Source organism: Rhodococcus sp. NPDC019647 (assembly GCF_044389235.1).
Lineage (GTDB): Bacteria > Actinomycetota > Actinomycetes > Mycobacteriales > Mycobacteriaceae > Rhodococcus_F > Rhodococcus_F oxybenzonivorans.
In genome coordinates, this window is record NZ_JBIRXS010000050.1 from 1 (window position 1) to 20,423 (window position 20,423).

Annotated in this window: 24 protein-coding genes and 1 pseudogene; 16 read left to right on the forward strand and 9 right to left on the reverse strand. The window is 65.2% G+C overall.

Translation table 11 applies throughout. The features are described from left to right. On the forward strand, window positions 1-633 hold a 633-nt coding region (locus ACH49N_RS37505), incomplete at its 5' end, for an IS3 family transposase (protein ID WP_397505170.1). Window positions 634-843: 210 nt separating this feature from the next. Here the strand turns inward: ACH49N_RS37505 and ACH49N_RS37510 are convergent. After that, a pseudogene (locus tag ACH49N_RS37510) lies at window positions 844-1,071 on the reverse strand (PRC-barrel domain-containing protein); the annotation flags it as partial. 458 nt (window positions 1,072-1,529) lie between these two features. Continuing rightward, window positions 1,530-1,883: an integration host factor, actinobacterial type gene (gene mihF / locus ACH49N_RS37515; protein ID WP_358278305.1), complete on the reverse strand. Its 354-nt coding sequence runs from the start codon at window positions 1,881-1,883 to the stop codon at window positions 1,530-1,532. A 235-nt stretch (window positions 1,884-2,118) separates the two neighbouring features. On the opposite strand from mihF, the gene ACH49N_RS37520 reads away from it, so the two are divergent. From ACH49N_RS37520 to ACH49N_RS37535, 4 genes are all read left to right on the forward strand, one after another. Beyond that, window positions 2,119-2,535, forward strand: a complete 417-nt coding sequence (locus ACH49N_RS37520; RefSeq protein WP_397505173.1) for a DUF3052 domain-containing protein — start codon at window positions 2,119-2,121, stop codon at window positions 2,533-2,535. Between the two features lie 159 nt (window positions 2,536-2,694). Further along, the gene (locus tag ACH49N_RS37525) at window positions 2,695-2,937 is read left to right on the forward strand and encodes a hypothetical protein (protein WP_358278302.1); all 243 of its coding nucleotides are present in this window, start codon (window positions 2,695-2,697) and stop codon (window positions 2,935-2,937) included. Between the two features lie 89 nt (window positions 2,938-3,026). Then, entirely contained in the window at window positions 3,027-3,323 is a 297-nt protein-coding gene (locus tag ACH49N_RS37530; RefSeq protein ID WP_358278300.1) for a hypothetical protein, read from the forward strand. A gap of 69 nt (window positions 3,324-3,392) precedes the next feature. Then, the gene (locus tag ACH49N_RS37535) at window positions 3,393-3,794 is read left to right on the forward strand and encodes a hypothetical protein (protein WP_358278298.1); all 402 of its coding nucleotides are present in this window, start codon (window positions 3,393-3,395) and stop codon (window positions 3,792-3,794) included. A gap of 434 nt (window positions 3,795-4,228) precedes the next feature. Here ACH49N_RS37535 and ectB read toward each other — a convergent pair whose 3' ends face one another. Together ectB and ACH49N_RS37545 are read right to left on the reverse strand one after the other, a co-directional pair. Further along, the gene (gene ectB / locus ACH49N_RS37540; protein WP_358278297.1) at window positions 4,229-5,497 is read right to left on the reverse strand and encodes a diaminobutyrate--2-oxoglutarate transaminase; all 1,269 of its coding nucleotides are present in this window, start codon (window positions 5,495-5,497) and stop codon (window positions 4,229-4,231) included. After that, entirely contained in the window at window positions 5,494-6,435 is a 942-nt protein-coding gene (locus tag ACH49N_RS37545; protein ID WP_358278296.1) for a phytanoyl-CoA dioxygenase family protein, read from the reverse strand. Before ACH49N_RS37545 ends, ectB begins: the two co-directional genes overlap by 4 nt. Before the next feature lie 765 nt (window positions 6,436-7,200). Between ACH49N_RS37545 and ACH49N_RS37550 the strand changes: the two genes are divergently transcribed. The 4 genes from ACH49N_RS37550 to ACH49N_RS37565 all read left to right on the forward strand — a co-directional run bounded on the left by ACH49N_RS37550 (window position 7,201) and on the right by ACH49N_RS37565 (window position 9,930). Further along, window positions 7,201-7,476 carry a hypothetical protein gene (locus ACH49N_RS37550; RefSeq protein WP_397505175.1) on the forward strand — a complete coding sequence of 92 codons (276 nt, stop codon included), beginning with the start codon at window positions 7,201-7,203 and terminating at the stop codon, window positions 7,474-7,476. A 150-nt stretch (window positions 7,477-7,626) separates the two neighbouring features. Then, on the forward strand, window positions 7,627-8,235 hold the full coding sequence (locus tag ACH49N_RS37555) for a TetR family transcriptional regulator (protein WP_358278295.1): 609 nt from the start codon (window positions 7,627-7,629) through the stop codon (window positions 8,233-8,235). 2 nt (window positions 8,236-8,237) lie between these two features. Next, window positions 8,238-9,152, forward strand: a complete 915-nt coding sequence (locus ACH49N_RS37560) for an ABC transporter ATP-binding protein (protein ID WP_358278294.1) — start codon at window positions 8,238-8,240, stop codon at window positions 9,150-9,152. Beyond that, the gene (locus ACH49N_RS37565; RefSeq protein ID WP_358278293.1) at window positions 9,142-9,930 is read left to right on the forward strand and encodes an ABC transporter permease subunit; all 789 of its coding nucleotides are present in this window, start codon (window positions 9,142-9,144) and stop codon (window positions 9,928-9,930) included. Before ACH49N_RS37560 ends, ACH49N_RS37565 begins: the two co-directional genes overlap by 11 nt. A 190-nt stretch (window positions 9,931-10,120) precedes the next feature. Here the strand turns inward: ACH49N_RS37565 and ACH49N_RS37570 are convergent, their stop codons facing one another. The 5 genes from ACH49N_RS37570 to ACH49N_RS37590 all read right to left on the reverse strand — a co-directional run bounded on the left by ACH49N_RS37570 (window position 10,121) and on the right by ACH49N_RS37590 (window position 13,850). Further along, complete coding sequence (locus ACH49N_RS37570; protein WP_358278309.1) at window positions 10,121-10,555, reverse strand: MarR family transcriptional regulator; 435 nt, start codon at window positions 10,553-10,555, stop codon at window positions 10,121-10,123. Window positions 10,556-10,910: 355 nt separating this feature from the next. Then, on the reverse strand, window positions 10,911-11,372 hold the full coding sequence (locus ACH49N_RS37575; RefSeq protein ID WP_358278292.1) for an SRPBCC family protein: 462 nt from the start codon (window positions 11,370-11,372) through the stop codon (window positions 10,911-10,913). A gap of 647 nt (window positions 11,373-12,019) precedes the next feature. Next, window positions 12,020-12,370, reverse strand: a complete 351-nt coding sequence (locus tag ACH49N_RS37580; protein WP_358278291.1) for a lipopolysaccharide assembly protein LapA domain-containing protein — start codon at window positions 12,368-12,370, stop codon at window positions 12,020-12,022. Window positions 12,371-12,564: 194 nt separating this feature from the next. Next, window positions 12,565-13,317: a superoxide dismutase[Cu-Zn] gene (gene sodC, locus ACH49N_RS37585; protein WP_358278290.1), complete on the reverse strand. Its 753-nt coding sequence runs from the start codon at window positions 13,315-13,317 to the stop codon at window positions 12,565-12,567. Continuing rightward, window positions 13,281-13,850 carry a trehalose corynomycolyl transferase gene (locus ACH49N_RS37590; protein ID WP_358278288.1) on the reverse strand — a complete coding sequence of 190 codons (570 nt, stop codon included), beginning with the start codon at window positions 13,848-13,850 and terminating at the stop codon, window positions 13,281-13,283. The genes sodC and ACH49N_RS37590 overlap by 37 nt, the downstream gene beginning before the upstream one ends. A gap of 302 nt (window positions 13,851-14,152) precedes the next feature. Here ACH49N_RS37590 and ACH49N_RS37595 point away from each other — a divergent pair, with 302 nt between their 5' ends. From ACH49N_RS37595 to ACH49N_RS37625, 7 genes are all read left to right on the forward strand, one after another. Next, the gene (locus ACH49N_RS37595) at window positions 14,153-14,563 is read left to right on the forward strand and encodes a PRC-barrel domain-containing protein (protein WP_358278286.1); all 411 of its coding nucleotides are present in this window, start codon (window positions 14,153-14,155) and stop codon (window positions 14,561-14,563) included. A gap of 128 nt (window positions 14,564-14,691) precedes the next feature. Next, window positions 14,692-15,936, forward strand: coding sequence for a cation:proton antiporter (locus ACH49N_RS37600; RefSeq protein ID WP_358278285.1), 1,245 nt, complete (start codon window positions 14,692-14,694; stop codon window positions 15,934-15,936). Window positions 15,937-16,037: 101 nt separating this feature from the next. Then, a complete protein-coding gene (locus ACH49N_RS37605; protein WP_358278284.1) occupies window positions 16,038-16,562 on the forward strand; it encodes a YetF domain-containing protein in 525 nt (174 codons plus the stop codon). Window positions 16,563-16,661: 99 nt separating this feature from the next. Continuing rightward, a complete protein-coding gene (locus ACH49N_RS37610) occupies window positions 16,662-17,996 on the forward strand; it encodes a DUF2254 domain-containing protein (RefSeq protein WP_358278282.1) in 1,335 nt (444 codons plus the stop codon). A gap of 77 nt (window positions 17,997-18,073) precedes the next feature. Beyond that, the gene (locus ACH49N_RS37615) at window positions 18,074-18,961 is read left to right on the forward strand and encodes a potassium channel family protein (protein ID WP_358278280.1); all 888 of its coding nucleotides are present in this window, start codon (window positions 18,074-18,076) and stop codon (window positions 18,959-18,961) included. Window positions 18,962-19,292: 331 nt separating this feature from the next. Then, window positions 19,293-19,754: a DUF4383 domain-containing protein gene (locus ACH49N_RS37620; protein WP_358278278.1), complete on the forward strand. Its 462-nt coding sequence runs from the start codon at window positions 19,293-19,295 to the stop codon at window positions 19,752-19,754. Window positions 19,755-19,839: 85 nt separating this feature from the next. Next, on the forward strand, window positions 19,840-20,358 hold the full coding sequence (locus ACH49N_RS37625) for an OmpA family protein (protein WP_358278276.1): 519 nt from the start codon (window positions 19,840-19,842) through the stop codon (window positions 20,356-20,358). Window positions 20,359-20,423 lie beyond the last annotated feature (65 nt).

Sequence of the window (20,423 nt, forward strand, 5' to 3'; positions counted from 1 at the left end):
CGGGTGATGCGTGAGCACGGGATCGTCGGGGTGCATCTGCGCAAACCGGTCCGCACCACTATCCCAGCCCCGGATGCGGCGGCGGTTCCGGACCTGATCCGGCGGGATTTCACCGCGAGCGCCCCGAACACCAAGTACGTCGGCGACGTCACCTACCTCCCGGTGGGTGACGGTGAATTTCTGTATCTGGCGACGGTGATGGACCTGGGCTCGCGCCGGTTGGCGGGCTGGTCGATCGCTGATCACATGCGTACCGAGTTGGTCACCGACGCGCTGCGGGCGGCGGCCGCCGTGCGCGGCGCCACCGGTCTCGATGGGTCAATTTTCCACTCCGACAACGGGTCTCAGTATGCATCGGTCGAGTTCGCCGACCTGTGTCTCGAGTTGGGGGTGACCCGGTCGCGGGGCGCAGTCGGAACGTCGGCGGACAACGCGGCCGCCGAGTCGCTGAACGCGACGTTGAAACGGGAGACGCTGCAGGGCCGGAAGCGCTGGAACAGTGCGGGTGAGGCACGCGCCGCGGTCTTCCGTTGGATCACGCGCTACAACACCAGAAGGAGGCATTCCACTCTCGGCCAGATCTGCCCGGTCGAGTTCGAGCGGCGATCGGCTACGCTGGCCACCGCCGCATAAAAATAGGTGTCCACATCTCGGGGGGAACGCCCGATACGGGTAGACGTACCCGGCTGCCCAGAACGGGACATACCCGTAATGCTCGTACAGGCGCCGGTAGAAATCCGAGACCGGCATCACCTGCGGGTCATAGGGGTCACTGCCGGCGACGTGTTCCTTGCTCCGGTCGAGGTGGACCGCGTCATCGGTGATACGGGTGATCGCGTCCACCGGCACCAGCCGGGCGGTCTTGCCGAACCCGAGGAACCCACCCGAGCCGATCCGCAGGAACCGCACCTTCCGCTCCGCCTCGTCGACGATCAATCCCTCGATCGTCCCCAGTTCGTGTCCGTCCCGGTCGTAGACGCTGCGCCCGCGGATGTCCTGGGCCGGATGCTCGAGCATCAGGGCGGCCTCGTCCAGATCGATCAGCGTGCGCTGGTTCTCGCTCTCCGTCATCTGCCTCAGTCCTTCGCCGTCATGACCGACCCCGGCCGGCGGAGGACCGGGTCACTGTGCCCCGAATTCCCACTTCGCCGGCCTGTCAACCCGAGAACATGCGATATGAACGCCACTGCAAGTATTGCTCGCTACAGTTATTTGGTGATGCATTCGTGACGCGGGTCTGGCCTCGTAGCAGATGCGGGCAGTAGAGTCGGTGCTGATGAGTGCACCGGGTGACGTGAACCGATCCCCTCGGCTTGCCTCCTACTGGCAACGGCGCATCGACGCCGAGACACGGCCCGCTCGGCGGGTACCCACTTGCTGGGGCGAACCGAGGCAGCGGTTCTCGCTACTGGACTACTACCGATCCCTGCGCAATCTCCGCGTACCCGTTCCGGATGATGGGCACGGCCAGCGCCGATAGCGCCGAGACCGCCGTCCGCATCTCGTCGTTCCCGGCATCTATCCGCGCGTTACCCCACTGGATCCGACCGCCATCGAATCGGGTACTCGGTGATCTCGGTCAGCGACCGGCGTTGCCGCTGGGTCAGCGCCCCCACTCGCCGGTTCTCTGCGATTCCCGCCCGCGCGAGCAGCACCCGAGAACCGACCGGTCCCACCCCGGGCAACGCGCGCAACACCGCCTCCACCTTGGTCCGTGCCAGTGCACGCTCGGCCTGCGCCGCAGCGAGGAGCCGCGGCACGGTCCACCGCCCGGCGGAAATCTCCGTGAGGGCCCGCGCCCGCACCGTTCGAGCTTCGAGCGCGACCCGGCGCGCGTCGGCACGTTGTTCGGCCGACAGATCCGGCACAGTCAAAGCCTTCACCACCCTTTTCGTTTCGCCGTCCCGGCACGTGAACGGACGCGATCGACGGCCGCAGCCGAATCGGACATTTACGACAACTCGACAATATGGCACTATGCAAGAGTTGTATAAGCGGGGTCTGCGGACGAGCAGTCCACGGAGCCCGCAAAAACCCTCTGGGTCGACGATGACCGCGCTCGGACTGCTGACTTGGCGCACCACAGCGCACCCCGCAGAACACACCACGGTGAGGATGATGACCGACCGACCACGTTCCGCACCCGCCACGGGGAACCGGCTCGGCGTGCACTCCGACATGCTGATCCCCGTATTCGGCTACCGTGAGGACGTCGACCACGAATTACGCGGTGAAATCCGTGAACACGGCGGCAGCACCGTCACCGGCGATGATCTCGACGGACTCGCCGACGCTGCCCTGTTGTGGTGGCGACAACCCGACGGCGACCTGACCGACGAACTTCTCGACGCACAGACCCTCCTCGGCCCGGACGGGTACTTGTGGTTGCTGACCCCGAAAACCGGCCACGACGGCTTCGTCGACCCGAGCGTGATCGCCGAGGCGGCCGAAACCGTCGGCATGACCCTCACCGCGACCCTCGACCGACCGGACTGGCTGGGAGTGCGCCTGAGCCCGCCACGACGTCGACCCTGAGCGTCATGGAGCCGTTGCGAGGCCCTGCTCCTTGGCACCGCAGGATTTCCGGCTCACACGAGCACCGTTTACCCCTCGGGGGGTCGGGTAACCCCGAAGGGTAAATCTCCTGGCTGTCTACGCCACGACGCCGAACGAACACGGAAGGGACTGAAGGATATGCCCACCTGCGAGACTTGCGGCAACGATTACGACAAGGCCTTCACCATCACCCGCGGGGACCGGTCCGCGGTATTCGACAGCTTCGAATGCGCCGCCCAGGCGATGGCGCCACAGTGTGCGCACTGCGGCTGCCGCATTCTCGGGCACGGCGTCGAAGCCGACGACACGATCTACTGCTGCGCGCACTGCGCCCGTGAATCCGGGCAGGGCGCACTCGCCGACCGCGCCGCCGGTAGCTGAGCAACCACAGGTCGTCCGCCATGACCGACGACGTCGAGAAACGCTGATCCGACGGGGCCACCTTCCGCCGGGCCGCGCGTTATGCGGGCGTGGTGATCGGTGCCGCCCTGATCGTCACGGTGGTCACCGTCGTGTGGACGGCCGCCGGGGAAACGGACGAGTGCACCGGCGCACAGACGATGGTCTGCTCCACCGCGGGCCGCTACATTCTGGCGTTCGTGCCCACCGGCATCCTGCTCGCCGGCGGTCTCGGCGCCTTCGTCCACGCCTACCGCGCATGGCGAACCGGGGGCACCTGGCCGATCTGGCACGGCACCGGCTGGGCGCTACTGGTATTCATGCTGATCTACCTCGGAATCTCCGCCCGCGTGCTCGCCGGTACCTAGACAGCCCGTGCCGGCGCAATGCCGATTGCCCGTGTTTGCCTCCCTGCATGGGGTGGTAATCCTGCGCTCATGAGGTCCGCCCGCGCGTGCGGTGTCGCCGCCGCCCTGTGGGTGCTGATTGCCTGCGGCTCCGGCACAGACACCGAATCCGGCGACATCACCACGGCTTCCGCCGCCGAGACCATCGGCGCCCAGGACAAGCGAGACCGTGCCGCCGAAATGGCCCGCTACAATGCTGATCTCGCTGCGTTCGTCGCCGCATTTCGTACCCGCTATCCGCAGCTGGCGAGCAACCGCAACGACGATTCGATCGCGCATATCGCCATCGAACCGTGCATCGATCTCGGCAACGGCGCCGATGAGCAGGCCGTGACCGCGACGATCGCAGCGCAGGCCGAAAATCGGGGCACCGTACCCACCCCGGAGCAGGTGCAGCAAATCTACCGCCTGGTAGAACCCATCTGCCCGTGAATGAACGTCGTACCGTGGGCGGTGACGGCATCTAGGGATGACACCCACGAGCAACCGGAGGCATCACCTCACGCCGCCGAGTCCGTCCGGTCCCGCGGGGCCGATGGAGCGCGGCGGTCCGACACCGCCACCCGAGGCGGCGTTTATCCCTCTCGGGCCACCGCAGCGCGGTCGATGTGGGTCGACGCTGCTCGCCGTGGCCGTGGACAAAACCCTCATCGACCGCTGTGCCGAACACTTCGAACGCTCGGGACCCCCCACCCGAAAGGCGTCGCGCACGGGGTGCCGCGGTGCGGGGCGCGCAGATCCGCCCGCACCTGTGTCTGATCTGTGGTGCAGACGACCTCCGTGGCTCCGTGGCTCCGTGGCTCCGTGGTCACCGAAACGCGATCAGCATGAAGAGAACCACGAGATGTGCCAGGAACGATGCGGCATCAGTGGTGGTTGGTGGCCGCGGTCGCCGCGTCGGCGAGCATCCGGACGCCGTATGCGATCTCGTCGTCGGTGGTGGTGAGGGGTGGCAGCACTTTGACGACCTCGTCTTGGGGGCCGGAGGTCTCGACCAGCAGACCGTGTTCGAAGGCGTGGGTGCTCACGCGTGCGGCCTGTGTGGCGTCGGCGAAAACGAGTCCCTGGATCATGCCGCGCCCGCGGGAGGACACGGTCGGGAGTGTGGCGGTGAGATCGGTGAACGCCGCATGCATCATGTCGCCTCGGCGGCGGGTGGCATCCTGTAGGCCGTCGTCGGTCCAATAGTGTTCGAGGGCGGCACGCGCCGTGACGAAGGCGAGGTTGTTGCCGCGGAACGTTCCGTTGTGTTCGCCCGGCTCCCAGATATCGAGATGCGGTTTGAGGAGTGTCAGTGCCATGGGCAGGCCGTATCCGCTGATCGACTTGGACAACGTGACGATGTCGGGTTCGATTCCGGCGTCCTCGAACGAAAAGAACGGGCCGGTTCGTCCGCATCCCATCTGCACATCGTCGACGATCAACAGGATGTCGCGGTCGCGGCAAAGTTGGGCGAGCGCCCGCAGCCATTGCGGCCGTGCTACATTGACGCCGCCTTCGCCCTGCACCGTTTCGACGATCACCGCTGCGGGCTTTTCCAGCCCACTTCCGGAATTTTCTAGGGCACGCTCGAGCCAGTGGAAGTCGTCGACGGCCCCACCCAGGTAGTGATCGAACGGCATCGGGGTCGTATGGACGAGGGGTATGCCGGCACCGGCACGTTTCATCGAGTTGCCGGTCACCGCCAGCGCGCCCAGTGTCATTCCGTGGAAGGCGTTGGTGAAGCTGATGACGGTTTCGCGGCCGGTGCACTTTCGCGCCAGTTTGAGTGCAGCCTCGACGGCGTTCGTTCCGGTCGGCCCGGGGAACTGCACCTTGTAGTCGAGATCGCGGGGCCCGAGGACCACACGATGGAACGTTTCGAGGAATTCCCGCTTGGCGACAGTGTACGTGTCGAGCGAGTGGGTGATTCCGTCGCGTGCGAGATAGTCGACGAGCGCGGACTTCAATACAGGGTTGTTGTGCCCGTAGTTCAGCGATCCGGCTCCGGCGAAGAAGTCGAGGTATTCGTGCCCGGTCTCGTCGGTCAACCAGGAGCCCGACGCCGTGGCGAAGGTGGTCGGCCAACGCCGACAGTAGCTGCGGACCTCGGATTCGAGTTCGTCGAAGACCGAGGGTCGTAGACCGGGGCTCACCGGCGGTTCCCACCCTCGCGCGTGGCACCGATGTCCGCGGCCGTCGACGACTCGACAGCGGCCTTCCCGGCCGCAGGGGGGTGTTTGGCGAGAAAGGACGGACGTGGGGCTGAGCCGGAGAACGGTCGGTCGATCGGATTGACGACACTGTTGAACACCACGAAGATGTTCGCGCGCGGCAACGGGCTGATGTTTCCGCCCGACGCATGCAGGGCGTTGCAATCGAAGACCGTCATCGATCCTGCTGCGCCGGTCAGCACGTCGATGCCGTGGCTGTCGGCCATGTCGGCGATGGTGTTTTCGGCGGGGGCACCGACCCGGGGGGCAGTGGTGACCAGGGACTCGCGATAAAAGTCCTCAGGGGTGGCGCCGGCGCACTGCACGAACGAGCGATGCGTTCCGGGCATGATCATCAATGGCCCGTTGTAGGTCTCGTTGCGGGTCAGGGCGATCGACGCGCTCACCGCGCGCGGGTGCCGCATTCCGTCTTCGGCATGCCAGGTCTCGAAATCGGAATGCCAGTAAAAGGCACCGCCGTGAAAGCCGGGTTTGTAGTTCAGCCGGCTCTGATAGATGTAAACGTCGGATCCGAGAATCTCTCGGGCGATGTCCTCGGCACCGGATTCGGCGACCGCGTTGCGCACGATGTCGCTGAACTCGATGATGTCGAAGATCGAACGCACCGCGCTGGTGCCTTCTTCCCGGACGATCCGGGCATCGTCGCGAACTTCCGGATCGTTCTGGAGCCGGTCGATCTCGGCGAGACAGTTCTCGACGGACTCGGGGCTGAGCGCGTGGTCCTGCTGAAGATATCCGCGTTCGGCGAAGAGCGCCATATCCGGTGTCGTGGACGTGCTCCACACGACGGGGTGTGGACGTTCGAGCACCTGCGGGCTTCCTGACACGCGGGAGGTGTACGGATCGGTCATCGTGGTCATTCCAGCAGCACCTGCATTTCGATGTCGGGACCGGGCGGTGCGTCGTCGTACCGTCCGGCTCGTCAAGGTCACCGGGCGCTCGCCGCACGGCGCCACAGCGGATCCGGTCTCGTGATTTTGCACAGCTACGTTCGCCGGCCATGTGGACCTGCGCCCGCGGGTGGGGCGATCGCCGTGCGGATGAAAAGCTCAGCTCAGTGCCGCGCTTTCGTCGTTACGTTTGGACTCCTCTCGCCCGCTCGGCACGACCGAGCGGTTTCCCCGTTACAGCAACAATTGCATAGTGCCATATAAAAGCTATGTCGCAAATGTCCGTCTTTCCTCGCAGGCGCCGGTCGCAATTCGAATGTTCGGGGGTAGTGTCGGCCCCGCGATATTTTCCAAGGTGACCACCTCGGAGGGCCGTGCGTGCGTCGCCGGAATCACCTGATGCCACCCACCGATCCGGGCGAGACCGGTGAGAATCGACGCCAACCGACACCGCGCGGCCGGGGTCAGCATCAGCAGACGATGGCGTCCACGGAGGAGGGGAGTGCTCGTTGCCAGTCAAAACAGTCGGCGTCGCGGGTACGCCGATCGCCGACCTGCCAGTGGTCGGCGATCGGCGCTAACCCACCGCAGGGTGACCACGCCGGAAGGTATCTGTGCCTGGCGCGGATCCCGAAGCGCGGATAAGGGGAGGGTAGGCGTTCGCAGACCTGTTAGGTCGGTGATCTCCTCAGACAGCGAGAAGTGAAATATGCCGCATTTCGTTGTGGAGTGCACATGTTGTGGAGTGCCCTCATAGTCCCGAGACGTCATCCGGTCGGGACGATCACCGCATCGATCATCATGGGTGGCTCGCCGAACCTGGTCCGCCGCAAGGCGGTGTTGTCATCGCATCCGCTCGCCGAGGGGCATGGCGCCCGCTTCGTCGTCGACGCCGCCGATGCGGAGACCGGCACGCGCCTGTTCAGGCATGATCCCTTCGGCCACGGGAACGTCATAGCGGCGGTCCGCGTCCACGAATGGGATACGGCAATGGACGAATTCAGTAGGTAGCTCGGCTGGTTCGCCGCCCGGAATGTAAACGGGGCCCCTGGTCCTCTCTCGCGTTTGTCCACCTTTCACGAACTGCGAACGCCCGTGCCCGTGCACGTGCACGTGCACGAGCCGATTGCGGATGCTGCACAAGTGTTCCATAATTAGCACATGCGTTCAGGTGATTTGCGGGCGTCGGCCACCATCCGTGAGGCAGCGCTGACCTTGTTCGCCGAACGCGGTGTCGCCGGGGTGAGCATCCGGGACGTCGCCGCCGCCGCGGGCGTGTCGTCGTCGTTGGTGATGCACCACTTCAAGTCGAAGGACGGACTCAAGGCTGCCGTCGATGCCCGGGTGAGCGCCACGATGACCGGTCTGCTCGCCGAATTCGGCCGCGGCGCCGAGAGTGGGGCGTCGCCGGCGTCGTTGGCCACCGCGATGGCGGATCTGCTGGACACCGACCCGCAGTTGCCCGGATATCTGCGCCGGCTGTTGATCGATGGGGGACCGGCGGCGCACAAGGTGTTTCGGGCGTTGTTCGACGCCACCGTCGATTCGCTGTCCGGGCTCGAGACAGCCGGTGTCGCTCGTCCGGCCGCCGATCCTGCGGTGCGGGCGGCGTTTTTGTTGGTCAACGATCTCGCGGTGATTTTGCTGCGCGAGCAGGTGCAGGCGGTTCTCGGCGTCGACCCACTCGGCGCGACCGGATTGGGACGGTGGTCGCAGACCCTCATGGACATCTACTCGCGGGGGGTTTTCGTTCTCGCGCAGGAGGAGTGATCATGTCATCGGTTGTCGACGTCGCAGGACTGACCCGCGCTTTCGGGTCGCGTCGGGGTGTGACAGATCTGGAATTCGGCATCAACGCCGGGGAGGTGTTCGGGTTCCTCGGTCCCAACGGGGCGGGCAAGTCGACCACGATCCGGTTGCTGCTCGGGTTGTACCGGGCCGACACCGGCACGGTGCGAGTGTTCGGGCACGACCCCTGGCAGGAGAGTGTGCGCATTCACCGACGGGTGGGGTACCTGCCGGGCGAACTCACACTGTATCCGCGGTTGACCGGGCGCCGGCACCTCGAGGCCGCCGCCCGGGTCCGCGGCCTGTCGGATCTGTCCTACCGGGACGAGCTCGCAGACCGCTTCGGTGCCGAACTCGACACCCCGGTGCGGACCCTGTCGAAAGGGAACCGGCAGAAGATCGGCCTACTGCTTGCGTTCATGCACCGCCCGGACCTGTTGATCCTGGATGAGCCGACGGCCGGGCTGGACCCGCTTCTACAGCAGGAATTCATCGATCTGGTCCGGGAAACCGTTGCCGAGGGGCGGACTGTCTTTTTGTCTTCGCACGAACTCGACGAGGTGCAACGGCTCGTCGACCGGGTGGCAATCATCAAGGACGGGCGGCTGGTGGTCACCGACACCGTCGAGCATCTGCAGGCCAGCGCGCCGCGCACGGTAGAGCTGCGCTTCGATCACGATCTCGACACCCGACCACTCGACGATCTCGGTCAGGTCCGGGTCCTGGCCCGTGCGCACGGCGCGGTGACCCTCGCGGTCTCAGGGCCGATCGCTCCGCTGCTTCGGGTCGTCGCCGACCTCGATCCGGTGGACATGACGGTCCGGGGCGCCGACCTCGACGAGCTGTTCTTGAACTTCTATCGCACGGGCGCGGATCGGGAGGTCACCGATGCTCACTGAAGTGGCTCGCCTGGACCTGCGGCTGCGGCGGCGTGCCCTGATTGGCTACGCGGCGGGGATGGCGGTGTATACGTTCGTCGTCGTCGCCCTGTATCCGACATTCAAGGACGATGCTGGACTGAACGAGTTCACTCAGGGCAATTCCACCATGGCCGCTCTCTTCGGGGCCAGTGGTGATTTGACCAGTTCCGCAGGCTGGTTGAACGCGAATCTGTACGCCAATTTCGTCCCGTTATTGGTGCTGCTGACCGCGGTCGGATACGGGGCGGCGGGCCTGGCCGGCCAAGACGAGGACGGCACTCTCGGCGTGATCGCGACGCTGCCGCTCACGAGGCGAAGGATCGTGGCCCAGAAGTTCGGTGCCCTGTGCCTGACCGGAATCCCGGTCGCGGTGATCACCGCGGTGGTCGTGGCCTTGGGCCGGGGTTTCGAGCTGACCGTCGATCTGGCGAATCTTACGGGCATCACGATCGGGGTGTTGTTGCTGGGCATCTGTTTCGGTGCTTTGGCCATGCTGATCGGCGCTCTGACCGGAAGCCGCGGGCTCGCTTTGGGGATTACCTCCGGGGTCGCCGCAGCCTCCTATCTGATCAGTTCGCTCGCCCCCGTGGTCAACGGGATCAGACCTGCCCGGTACACGTCGCTGTTCTACTACGCCGTCGGTGACGGTCAACTCGAGAACGGGCTGCGCCTGTCCTCGGCCGCCATTCTGCTTGTTGTCGCACTGGTGCTCTTCGCAGCCAGCGTTCTCGCGTTTGAACGACTCGACGTGCACTGAGCTACACGGCGAGAGGAAACCTCGGAGATCGGGGATGACCGCGGCACAGTTCCAGCCGGCCGTAGTCCCCCTGCGGGTCGCTATCTGCAAATTGAAGGCCGCTATCCGGAGAATGAGAGCTGATGGCACGCCTTCTCGTTGCGGTACAACGGCAGCGCCGCACGGGCAGCGGCTGCGCCGACCGAGGCGATCACACCCAGTACATATCCAGGGAAGTCTGCGCGTCCGGTTCCGCGCCGGCTGCGGTGAATGCTTTCAGCGCCCGTACCAAGCCGACGCGGGTGGTGGGTGGCATCTTCTCGACCACGGCTGCGATCTCACGCCGACGGCGGGTCGTGACCTCCCGCACCACCGCCGCGCCACGTTTGGTCAACCCGACCATCAGCTCGCGGCGCGAGTGCGGACTGGCTTCCCGCGTGATCAGGTCGGCGAAGACGAGTCGATCGACCATCCGGGTAGCCGTGGACGGCTGCACGTCGAGATTTTGTGCCAGCGAGGCGAGGTTGATCGGGCCGTGGGTTTCGAGGACGACCAGGACCCGGAACTGTGGAATCGTGATGGTATCGTCCACCGACGCAATGGAGCGGGCCGACAGCGATACCAGTAGTCGGGACGCCGTCAACATCGCGTCTGTTATTGCATCGACGGTCTCCACTGTGCCGGTGGCAGTGCCCGTAGTCGGCCGTGTCTTGGGACTGTGCTGAGTTACCCTCCGTGGCATCTTCCTACCATGCACCCTCACGGCAACAATTGCATAGCGCATGCCTGCCGACTTTCGGTTGAGCCGATTCGGTGGCTCCCGAATTGTGGCCGAGTTACCGTGGAGGTGGTGCCGTCGGCTGATGGCGAGGGGTCGTCACATCGGTCGCGGCGCCGCACCACACCCACAGGACGGACCGGTCTGGGGTGCATGATCTTCCGGGTGCCGTCCGAGCGCGGGACAGAATGCAGCTGGTAAGGCTCGACCACCCTCGTATGCGTCAGGTTGTGGGCCGGTCGATGTCGCCGCGCCATCCGGTGGTGAGGGTGCCCTTGTCCTCGACGAAGATTTTGAATCTTTTCATGTCATCCTTGACCCGGCGGTCGAGGACACCGAGTGCGTCGGCGACATGCTCGACGAACCCGTCGGGGTCGATGTCCATTTGCGCCGTCACCCGGGTGGTGGTGTCGGTGAGGCGGTGAAAGGTGATCACCCCGGCATGGGTCGGCCCGGAATCGGACTTCCAGGCCACCCGCTGGTCGGGGTGCTGTTCGGTGATGGTGGCGTCGAATTCACGGAGCTGACCGGACACGTCGATCGTCCAGTGGGTGTGGGTGTCGTCGATCTGCCGGATTTCCTCGACCCCTTTCATGAACTGGGGGAATGATTCGAATTGTGTCCACTGGTCGTAGGCGACGCGAATGGGGACCTCGACGTCGATGGCTTCGGTGATAGTGCTCATACCGAGCGGATACCCGCACCAGCGCCGGCTACCACGCTGCAGTTGTGAAGGCCCCGCGGCCCACCGTGCCGACGATTTGTGCTCGTGCGGCACAAAGCGATGGGTGAACGCCGTGGTGTGCGAGGTGAGGGCTATTCGGCCGGAGGGCGTCTTTCGCCCCTCGGGCGAGGCATCTGACGGCCGACTTCACGGCTTTCATCTGGGTTCGGCGGCGCCGCTGCCTGGTCCATCCGATCCAGATGCGATTTGATCCATTCGGTGCTTGCGGAGGTGGAGGTATGCAGGGTTCTGAAGGTGTCGGTCATGAAGTCCGTTTTCCAGTCCTCGGGGATGTATCTGGAAGCCCGCCTGGGGTAGGTCCTTGAAAACCACGGTACGGGCCCGGGCATATATTTCAAGGCGAAGGCAGTGGAGACCGATGAGACGTCCTCGCTGCGGGGCGGCACCGCCTGGTCGGTGTTCTGCAGAGGTAGATCTACAGACATGGGTAACGCAGCATCGCCGGACCAGCGCACATCGTCGCCGGGTCTCGGCGAGGGCGCCGCTGTTACCTGCGCAAAACGCGGCCGGCGAAATACAGCTCGCGTGTTCTTTGGGTGGCTGATCGGCAGTGCTGGCTGGGAGGCCGGGCTGCTTGGCCACACGGATCAGTGTTTGTTGTAGGCGTGTCGCAGTTGCCAAATCCTGGCACCGCCAACTAATGCCATCACCAACAGTCCGGCGATGGCGGCGAACAGCAGGGCGATACCCAGTGGCAGGGAGAAGTTCCAGCCGAGGAAGGCAATCGCGGTGCGCTCGGTGTTCTGAAGAATGAAGATCAACAGAGCGAGGAGGATGAGCGCGCCGACGGTCACCGCCACCCACATCCTCCCGGTTCGCGTGGGCGCCAAATCTACTTTGGCGGGTGTGGGTGTGGTGGTGCCGCGATCATCGGCATCCCTTCTCGCGGAATTCGGTTCCTCCGCAGGCGGAGTGCCGCCGGGGCCTTTCGTAATCACCTTGTACGCTCCTTTGCCATCATGTGGCCTGCCGCCAGAGGGCAGGCTCGCTGCTTCCTCACAGGATGGTCCCCAGGTTGCCCTGAAGAAGCGCGGCGACAACATACAGCGCGATCGCCAGGGGATAGTACGGATTCATGATTGTCACCTCTTCATATTTCGGGCGGGGCCACCGTCGACCGAGCGAGTGCGATCTACTTGATGACCGCGCACGCGACTCGCGCACCGGCGTCACCGGTCGACAGCGTGTGCTCGTCCGGGACCGGGGCGCCTCCCGGCAACGAATAGCGGGTAGGGATGTTCGCGAAGTTGTCGGGATCGGCGTGGACGATCACTGCCCGCCCTTGCCCGTCATTGCGCAGATCGTCGAGCGTGAACGCCTCCGACGAGGTGACCAGGGTTCCGGTGCCGCCCTCGCGAACGTGGATCGAGGTCAGGTCGCCATTGGCGGGGTGGCCCGTATGGCCGCCGACCTGCATGTGTCCACCGGCGGACAGGAAATCGCCCGGCTCGCCGCCGCCGGGCGGTGTCGAGTCGGGTTCGCACAGTCCTCGTTCGTGAATGTGGAAGCCGTGAAAACCCGGCTCGAGACCGGAAACCTCTGCTCGGACCTCCACGAACCCGGCCCGTTCAACGAAGGTCACCGTCCCCGCAGGTCCGCCGTCCGTGTCGAGGAACCCGGTGGAGAGGACGTTGCCGCCCGGGAAATGGCCGGGGTGGCCGGGTATTTCACCTGTGGTCAAGGGGGCGGGAGAACCGGTCCACACCGGTGGGACGGTTCCCGTCGTCTCGGTGGGCTCGGCGTCGGTCGAGCAGCCGGTCACCAGTACGGCGGCGACAAGGACGGCGAGAGTGGGCCCAGGTAACGGTTCCCGGAGGGGCGGGGCCGTCCGGGTGGGGTTACTGCCGGTCAGGACGTGATGATCGGGTTGCCCTCGTCGAGCCATCGGATCCAGCCTCCCTGGAAGTTGGTTTGCCGGCCGCCGGAAATGTCGAACTCGTCGGTGGTGGGGAACCCGAACCGGCCCTGTTCGAAGCCGTGTCGGCCCCATTCGGCGAAGATGGCGCCGTACACCGGATGGGTACCCGCGGCGGAGGCGTAGATGTTGCCGTGCTCGAACCGGTTGAATCGTCCCGCATCGCCGGGTGTGGAAAGTTCGCCGCTGACGGGCCATCCGACCGGCGAAGCGGGGCCGCCGTCGTCAGCGTATTTCTTTCCGATGTCGCCGTAGACTTCCCACGCTCCGGTGTCGCTGGTCCAGTACATCGCGCCGTGCTCGAAGTCTTGTATGCGGCCGCTGTTGATCCCGTATTCGTCTTCGGTGCAACGGCCGAGGGGACCGGCCTCGGCCCCGATTTCGGCGTAGCGGGTACCGATCGCACCGTGGGGACGGCAGTAGTCCGGTTCGTCGGATCCGCAGGCCACCAACCCTGCGACACAGACACCGACCACAGCCGCATAGGCGATTCTCCGGAACACCTGCTCCACCTCCCATCGTCGTTCGTAGGGTCATCGGTGGTCTGCCCGAGGCGTACCCACACCCCCATTCGGGTAAACCGGACAAATCGCCCACGTTTTCGGTTGACATCGCGTCCGAACCGAGGAAACGTGGCAGGTGCCGGGACGGTTTCGGCGCGGTCCCGCCATCGGCGTGCGGGCACCCACCATTGCGCTCGGGCCGTGATGCCCGCCGGGTCCCGCCTCGACGGGCATCGACCACCCCAGATCAATCGTCCTGGCCTCCAAGTTAATCGAGCGAACCACGAGAAAAGGAGAGGCAGATGGAAGCAGACAACTACCCCACGCTGATCGATCTCGACGACACGACATTGACACTGGCGAATCCACTCGAGGACATCAGGGGGGAGAAGGTGTATGACCGCGAAGGACACGAGATCGGCGACGTCGACGGACTGCTCGTCGACGAGCAGGAGAACAAGGTCCGATTACTGCGAATCGGTTCGGGTGGATTTTTCGGCCTGGGCAAGACGAAAAGGTTGATACCCGTAGATGCGATCACTCGGCGAGAAGCCGGTGAAGTCCACATCGATCGCACCAAGGAAAACGTTGCGGGAAGCTCCCCCTACGATCCGGAACTCGAGAACGCTCCCGAGTATTACGCGGGCCTGTACGGCTACTACGGGTACATGCCGTTCTGGGCGCCCGGCTACGCCCCACGGGGCCGCTGGTAGTGCGTACTTCGCCGATGCCGCAACCACACCCGGGGGTGTTGACCCCGGCACTCCCTGCCCGTCATGGGAGCGATTGGTATCGCCGTCTCACCGGGTGAGCGAGGCCGCACTCGGGGTACCCGTGGACAATGGACCTCGACGTCGTACTCGCGGTAGTCGGTGTGCTCGGTGTCATGGTGGCGGCGATATCGGCCAAGATGCGGCGCCTGCCGATCTCGGAACCTCTTCTCGGCCTTACCGCGGGCGTGCTGGTGGGGCCGCACGTCGCCGGTGCCCTCGAGATCGCCCCGCTCACCGTCGAGCACACCCTGCTACACGAGGTGAGCCGGATACTGCTGGCCATCTCGGTCATGGCGGTCGCCTTACGCTATCCGGTCCACGACATTCGCCCCCGGGGGCGGGACGTGGTCATCTTGTTGATCATCGCGATGCCGGTGATGGCGGTCGTCTCAGCCGGGTTGGCGTGGGCCATCCTCGGCCTGCCGATAGCGGCGGCGTTGCTGTTCGGAACCGCGCTGAGCCCCACCGATCCGGTCTTGGCGTCCAGTGTGGTCACCGGCGATGCAGCCGAAGCAGATTTGCCTGCCCGCGATCGCGAGATCCTCTCCCTCGAGTCCGGGGCGAATGACGGGTTGGCGTTGCCACTGGTCATCGTGGCGATCGCGGCGGCGGGGTCACTGTCCGCGGCCGAGGCGGTGGGCGAATCACTGTGGCAGATTGTCGGTGCCGCCGCGATGGGCGCAGTGATGGGGTGGCTCGGTGGGCGGGCACTGCGCTCGGGTGAGAAGCATGGGGCGACAGCGCATGCACCGGCACTGTTTTTCACCGTTGTCCTGGCCTTGGGCATTCTCGGGATCGCCGGCCTGATCCACGTGGACGGAATTCTGGCGGTTTTCGTCGGTGGACTTGCCTTCAATCGCACCGGGACGGGCGCCGATCGGGCAGCGGAGGTGCCTATCGATGAGGCCATCAACCGCTTCGCGGTGTTGCCGTTGTTCGTGTTGCTCGGGGCGGCGTTGCCGTGGTCGCAGTGGGGTGAGCTGGGTTGGCGTGGCGCTGTGCTCGTTGTGGCGGTGCTGGTGTTGCGGCGAATTCCGATCCTGATGTTGCTGCGACGGCCGCTGCGTCTGCCGATGCCCGATGCCCTCTATCTCGGTTGGTTCGGCCCGGTGGGTGTGTCGGCGTTGTTCTACCTGACGCTGGAAGCGGAACGGATCGGCGTGCAGGACACCATCCTGGCGGCAGGGTCGCTGGTGCTTGTCTGCAGCACAGTCGCTTTCGGTGTGACCGGGGTGCTGGGCCGGGTGCTCTACCGGCGGGCCACCGCACCGGGCAGGCAGGTCACCGAACTCGGAGACTCCGCTCCGAGTTGAGAAGTGATGAGGTCCTGCGTGGTATCGCCGCGTGCGCTGGGCGTGTCCGTTCCGGTTACCGCGTCCGGTTTCGTGCGGAAGCGCTCGGGTACGCCAAGATAATGTGGTTCGACTCGTGGTCCGATATAGCCCGCACGGCGGTGGTGGGTTCTGCCGCGTATGTTGCGTTGATTGGGATACTCAGGTTGTCCGGCAAGCGAACCCTGGCCAAGCTCAATGCGTTCGACTTCGTGGTGACGGTGGCGCTCGGTTCGACGCTGGCGACGATTCTGCTCAGTTCCGAGGTGTCGTGGACCGAAGGGGTCATGGCGCTGACGGTGCTGGCGGCATTGCAGTATCTGGCTGCGGCCGTGTCCTCCCGCGTGCGCCTCGTTCGTGCGGTGATGACCGCCGCGCCGACGCTCCTGCTGATCAACGGGAAGTTATTGGACGATGCCCTGGCCGCGCAGCGGGTCACTGCGGCCCAGGTGCGCCAGGCGATTCGCGGCTCGGGTGCGGGGGACATGGCCGCCGTCGCGGCGGTAGTCCTCGAATCCGATGGGAGCATGAGCGTCATCTCCCGCGCCTCGGTCGGTGATGGTTCGGCACTCTCGGATGTTCCTCGATGGCCATCGCTGAGCCAGTGATCCTGCTTCTCGGAGAGAGGCCCATGATGCATTTCAGACCCCTCACCCCACGGCTGTCCGCGGCATGTCACGGCAATCATCCCCCGGTGGGCTCTTAGAATGGGGGGATCTCGCCGACGGGTGTTCGCGGACGCCGTGCACACGCGTCTGTGGCCGATTCCGGCAGCCGCTGTCACCGCCGCACTCATCGCCGGTATTTTCCTCCCGGAACTCGATGCCGTCGTCGACGACACGCTTCCGCCGGCGGCAGTGGACCTCCTGTTCGGCGGCAGCGCCGATGCGGGACGCGAGGTCCTCGGGGCAATCGCCTCGTCCCTGATCACCGTCACCGCGTTGACGTTTTCACTGACTCTGGTGACGTTGCAATTGGCCAGCAGCCAGTACACGCCGCGGCTGCTCCGTACCTTCGCGGCCGATCGTTTGGTCCAACGCACGCTCGCCCTGTTCCTGGCGACCTTCGTCTATGCACTGACGGTATTGCGCACCGTCCGAAGTGGCAGCGGCGACGATCCTGCGTTCGTCCCCAGAATTGCGGTCACCGTCGCGTTCGTCCTGACCATGCTCAGCGTCGTGGCCCTGGTGCTGTTTCTGGCGCACCTGGTACGCCAGATTCGCATCGAAACGATGCTCCACCATGTCTATACCGACAGCGTCGATGTGGTCCGGCGCCTCCTCGGTCCCCGCCGCGGCGGGAACGGCAGTAACACCAGACCACCGTCGACACCATCGCACCCTGTTGAATCCGCCGCGTCGGGATTCCTGGTCAGCATCGACGACCAGGCGCTTCTTCGCGCCGCCACCGATGCCGGCGTGGTGATATGGATGGACCGAGCGGTCGGGGATTTTCTCGTTGCCGGTACACCGATCGCGGACTGTCACCGCGCCGGCCGCGGTGATCCGCTCGACCCGCAGAGCTTGGATGCTCTGCGCGAACAGGTGACACGTTCGCTCGGGATTGGCCTCGAACGCACCGCAACCCAGGACGTCGGGTACGGGTTGCGGCAACTCGTCGACGTCGCGATCAGGGCCTTGTCGCCGGGAATCAACGACCCGACCACCGCGATCCATGCGCTCGGTTCCTGTTCTTCCCTGCTGTGCGAGCTGGCCGGATATCAGCTCGGCCCTGTGACGCTCGACGACGCGGCGGGCACCCCACGCGTGCGGTTGCAGCGCCCGACCTGGTCCGAACTCCTCGATCTCGTGTGCAGCCAGCCACGGCGTTACGGTGCCCAAGATCCGGTGGTGCTCGGCCGACTGCTGTCGCTGCTACGCGAAGCCGCCTGGCACACCGCACATCCCCATCACACGAGGGCAATCACCGACCAACTCGACCGGATACAGCGCACCGCTTCTCAGCAGAACTTCGACGCCGCCGAGCGCAGAGAACTCGACACACTCGCCCAACACGTCCGCAACACCCTCGAGCGGCGATGAACCACTCATGAGAGGACTGTTCCGACAGGATAAGTACACACGTCGGCCGTCTTGCCGGGTAAGGAGCACCGCTACCGATGACATGGCCACTGACCGCGGTCGGCTCTCTGCTCATCGGCGCAGCCCTGCGTGACATCTTCTCCACCCTGTGGCACCCGCGCGGACTGGGCACCCTCAGCCGCGTGCTGTTCTCCCTCATCTGGCGTGTGCTCGGGGCACTCGACCGCCGAGGCAGACTCCTCGAGTCAGCAGGCCCGGTGGCCATGGCGAGCACCGTGCTGGCGTGGTCGGCGATGACGGTGCTGGGGTGGGCGGCGATCTATCTGCCCCATATGCCCGACGGCTTCTACTTCAGTTCGGCGCTACCACCGTCGGTGGCGTCCGAACCCGTGGCGGCACTGTATCTCTCGCTCGTCACCGTCGCAACCCTCGGATACGGAGACATCACTCCCGCCTACCCCGCCCTACGCATGCTGATCCCCTTACAAGCGCTCATCGGGTTCCTCCTGTTCACCGCAGCGATCTCCTGGGTGCTGCAACTCTATCCAGCGCTGAGCCGACGGCGCGCGGCCGCGAAACGCATCACCATGATGGCCGACACGGGGATGGTCACCGTTCTCCCACGCGCTGAGCCGGGCACGGCGACACAACTACTCGACTCGGTGACCGAGGCCCTGACCACCATCGAGCTGGATGTGATGCAGTACCAGGAAACCTACTTCTTCCGTGACGCCGAACCCGCACTCTCCCTCGCCGCGGCACTCTCGTTCGTTCCCGAGTTGGCGGCCGCAGGATCGAACTCCGCCTGGAGAGAAGTGCGCTGGGCGGCGGAAGTGCTCGACAACCAGGCAGAACACCTCGCCCGTCGCCTCGATGCCCAGTATCTCCATACCGGGGCAGGAACACGCGAGGTATTCGACGCCTTCGCCCACGACCACCGACACCGCCCGCTGTACCACCGGTAGCCACCGCATGCGGCGCGCCGCAGGAGCACCGGTGCCCCCTCGGACTCGTGTACGTCCGTCGAACCCCACCCCAGCGTCGGTCACAATTGCCATGGCGAATTGATGGTGAATGCGCAGTTCGCGGGTACACCTTTCGTAGCGGCGTCGGCCCCGCCCCGAGATAGAGGGGGAGCGCCGACGGGTCCGCGCACTTCTCGCCGTTCCCTGTTTGACCGAGACGAAAGCGGGTAGGCGGCCACCGGAGCCGAAAATAGGGACAAAACGGACAGAGGGTGACAGCCGTCCGTGGCGATTTTCTCCGGATAGCGATCGGCCGATCGAAAGGACGTTGATGACTGAACACTCGACCCACACCAGCAGACCACTTGCCCGGATCGCCGCCTTCGCTGTCGGGGCACTCTTTCTCGTGGTCGGCATCCTCGGATTCATTCCCGCTGCCACCACCGGCTACGACACCCTCGACTGGGCCGGCCACCACTCCGAAGCGGAAATCCTCGGAGTGTTCCAGGTATCGATCCTGCACAATGCGGTACACCTGCTCTTCGGGGTCGCCGGCGTCGTGATGGCGCGCACCGCCGCCGCAGCGCGGCTATTCCTCCTCGGCGGTGGCCTGATCTATCTACTGTTGTGGCTCTATGGGCTGATCATCGATCAGGACTCGGCCGCGAACGTCATTCCGGTCAACACGGCAGATAATTGGCTTCATCTGGGCCTGGGCATTGCCATGCTCGGCCTCGGACTTCTCACCTCCGGCCGAGCGAAACACACGGCCGCCACACCCACCTCGCCGTAAGAAGGGCCGGGTCTGCATCCACAGCGGCACCGGCCGAGGACACACAACAATCACTCACCCCGAATGTGTACGAAGGAGAAACGCAATGCGGAGAAAAATTGCCAGTGCCTGCGCTGCTGCGGCCATCGCTCTCGCCGGAGCAGGAGCTGCCGGATGTTCCGACAATGCTGATGACAGCACCCCAGCGACCACACCGATGTCGATGCCAGAGACCACCGAAGACACGATGACCAGTGTCGAAGCGACCGCCTCTGCAGCGTTGACCACGGCCCGGGAGGCGGCCCAGGACGCGATCAACGCCGCCGTCGAGGCCGTACCGATCGCCTTCGCGCCCGGCACCGCCGACCTGAACGCAGCCTCCGACGCCACGATCACCGCGGTGGCTACCGCATTGAAGGGAACCGAAGGTGATGTTCAGATCGAGGCCTACGCGACGAACAGCGACGAAGACGCGGCGACGGACCTCGCCGAACGGCGGGCCAACGCAGTCGCGGACGTGCTCGAAAGCAAGGGAATCGACCGGGAGCGGCTCTCTGCGGAGGGCATCGCAAACCCGGACAACGTCAACGTCGACCAGGTGAAGATCACCGTCACCGAAAACTAGTACACCACGGGATTTTCACGGCGGATGGGCGTGGCCGTGGGAGGCCGGAGGGTCCATTGTGCGGC

Excerpts from the sequence above, each read along its gene's own strand:
- ACH49N_RS37620 (WP_358278278.1), top strand. The coding sequence starts at position 19,293 with ATGACTGAACACTCGACCCACACCAGCAGACCACTTGCCCGGATCGCC.
- ACH49N_RS37605 (WP_358278284.1), top strand. The coding sequence starts at position 16,038 with ATGTGGTTCGACTCGTGGTCCGATATAGCCCGCACGGCGGTGGTGGGT.
- ACH49N_RS37600 (WP_358278285.1), top strand. The coding sequence starts at position 14,692 with ATGGACCTCGACGTCGTACTCGCGGTAGTCGGTGTGCTCGGTGTCATG.
- ACH49N_RS37550 (WP_397505175.1), top strand. The coding sequence starts at position 7,201 with ATGTTGTGGAGTGCCCTCATAGTCCCGAGACGTCATCCGGTCGGGACG.
- ACH49N_RS37555 (WP_358278295.1), top strand. The coding sequence starts at position 7,627 with ATGCGTTCAGGTGATTTGCGGGCGTCGGCCACCATCCGTGAGGCAGCG.
- ACH49N_RS37535 (WP_358278298.1), top strand. The coding sequence starts at position 3,393 with ATGAGGTCCGCCCGCGCGTGCGGTGTCGCCGCCGCCCTGTGGGTGCTG.
- ACH49N_RS37525 (WP_358278302.1), top strand. The coding sequence starts at position 2,695 with ATGCCCACCTGCGAGACTTGCGGCAACGATTACGACAAGGCCTTCACC.
- ACH49N_RS37575 (WP_358278292.1), bottom strand. The coding sequence starts at position 11,372 with ATGAGCACTATCACCGAAGCCATCGACGTCGAGGTCCCCATTCGCGTC.
- ACH49N_RS37625 (WP_358278276.1), top strand. The coding sequence starts at position 19,840 with ATGCGGAGAAAAATTGCCAGTGCCTGCGCTGCTGCGGCCATCGCTCTC.
- ACH49N_RS37570 (WP_358278309.1), bottom strand. The coding sequence starts at position 10,555 with ATGTTGACGGCGTCCCGACTACTGGTATCGCTGTCGGCCCGCTCCATT.
- ACH49N_RS37545 (WP_358278296.1), bottom strand. The coding sequence starts at position 6,435 with ATGACCACGATGACCGATCCGTACACCTCCCGCGTGTCAGGAAGCCCG.
- ACH49N_RS37565 (WP_358278293.1), top strand. The coding sequence starts at position 9,142 with ATGCTCACTGAAGTGGCTCGCCTGGACCTGCGGCTGCGGCGGCGTGCC.
- ACH49N_RS37615 (WP_358278280.1), top strand. The coding sequence starts at position 18,074 with ATGACATGGCCACTGACCGCGGTCGGCTCTCTGCTCATCGGCGCAGCC.
- ACH49N_RS37560 (WP_358278294.1), top strand. The coding sequence starts at position 8,238 with ATGTCATCGGTTGTCGACGTCGCAGGACTGACCCGCGCTTTCGGGTCG.
- ACH49N_RS37610 (WP_358278282.1), top strand. The coding sequence starts at position 16,662 with ATGGGGGGATCTCGCCGACGGGTGTTCGCGGACGCCGTGCACACGCGT.
- sodC (WP_358278290.1), bottom strand. The coding sequence starts at position 13,317 with ATGGCTCGACGAGGGCAACCCGATCATCACGTCCTGACCGGCAGTAAC.
- ACH49N_RS37520 (WP_397505173.1), top strand. The coding sequence starts at position 2,119 with ATGACCGACCGACCACGTTCCGCACCCGCCACGGGGAACCGGCTCGGC.
- ACH49N_RS37595 (WP_358278286.1), top strand. The coding sequence starts at position 14,153 with ATGGAAGCAGACAACTACCCCACGCTGATCGATCTCGACGACACGACA.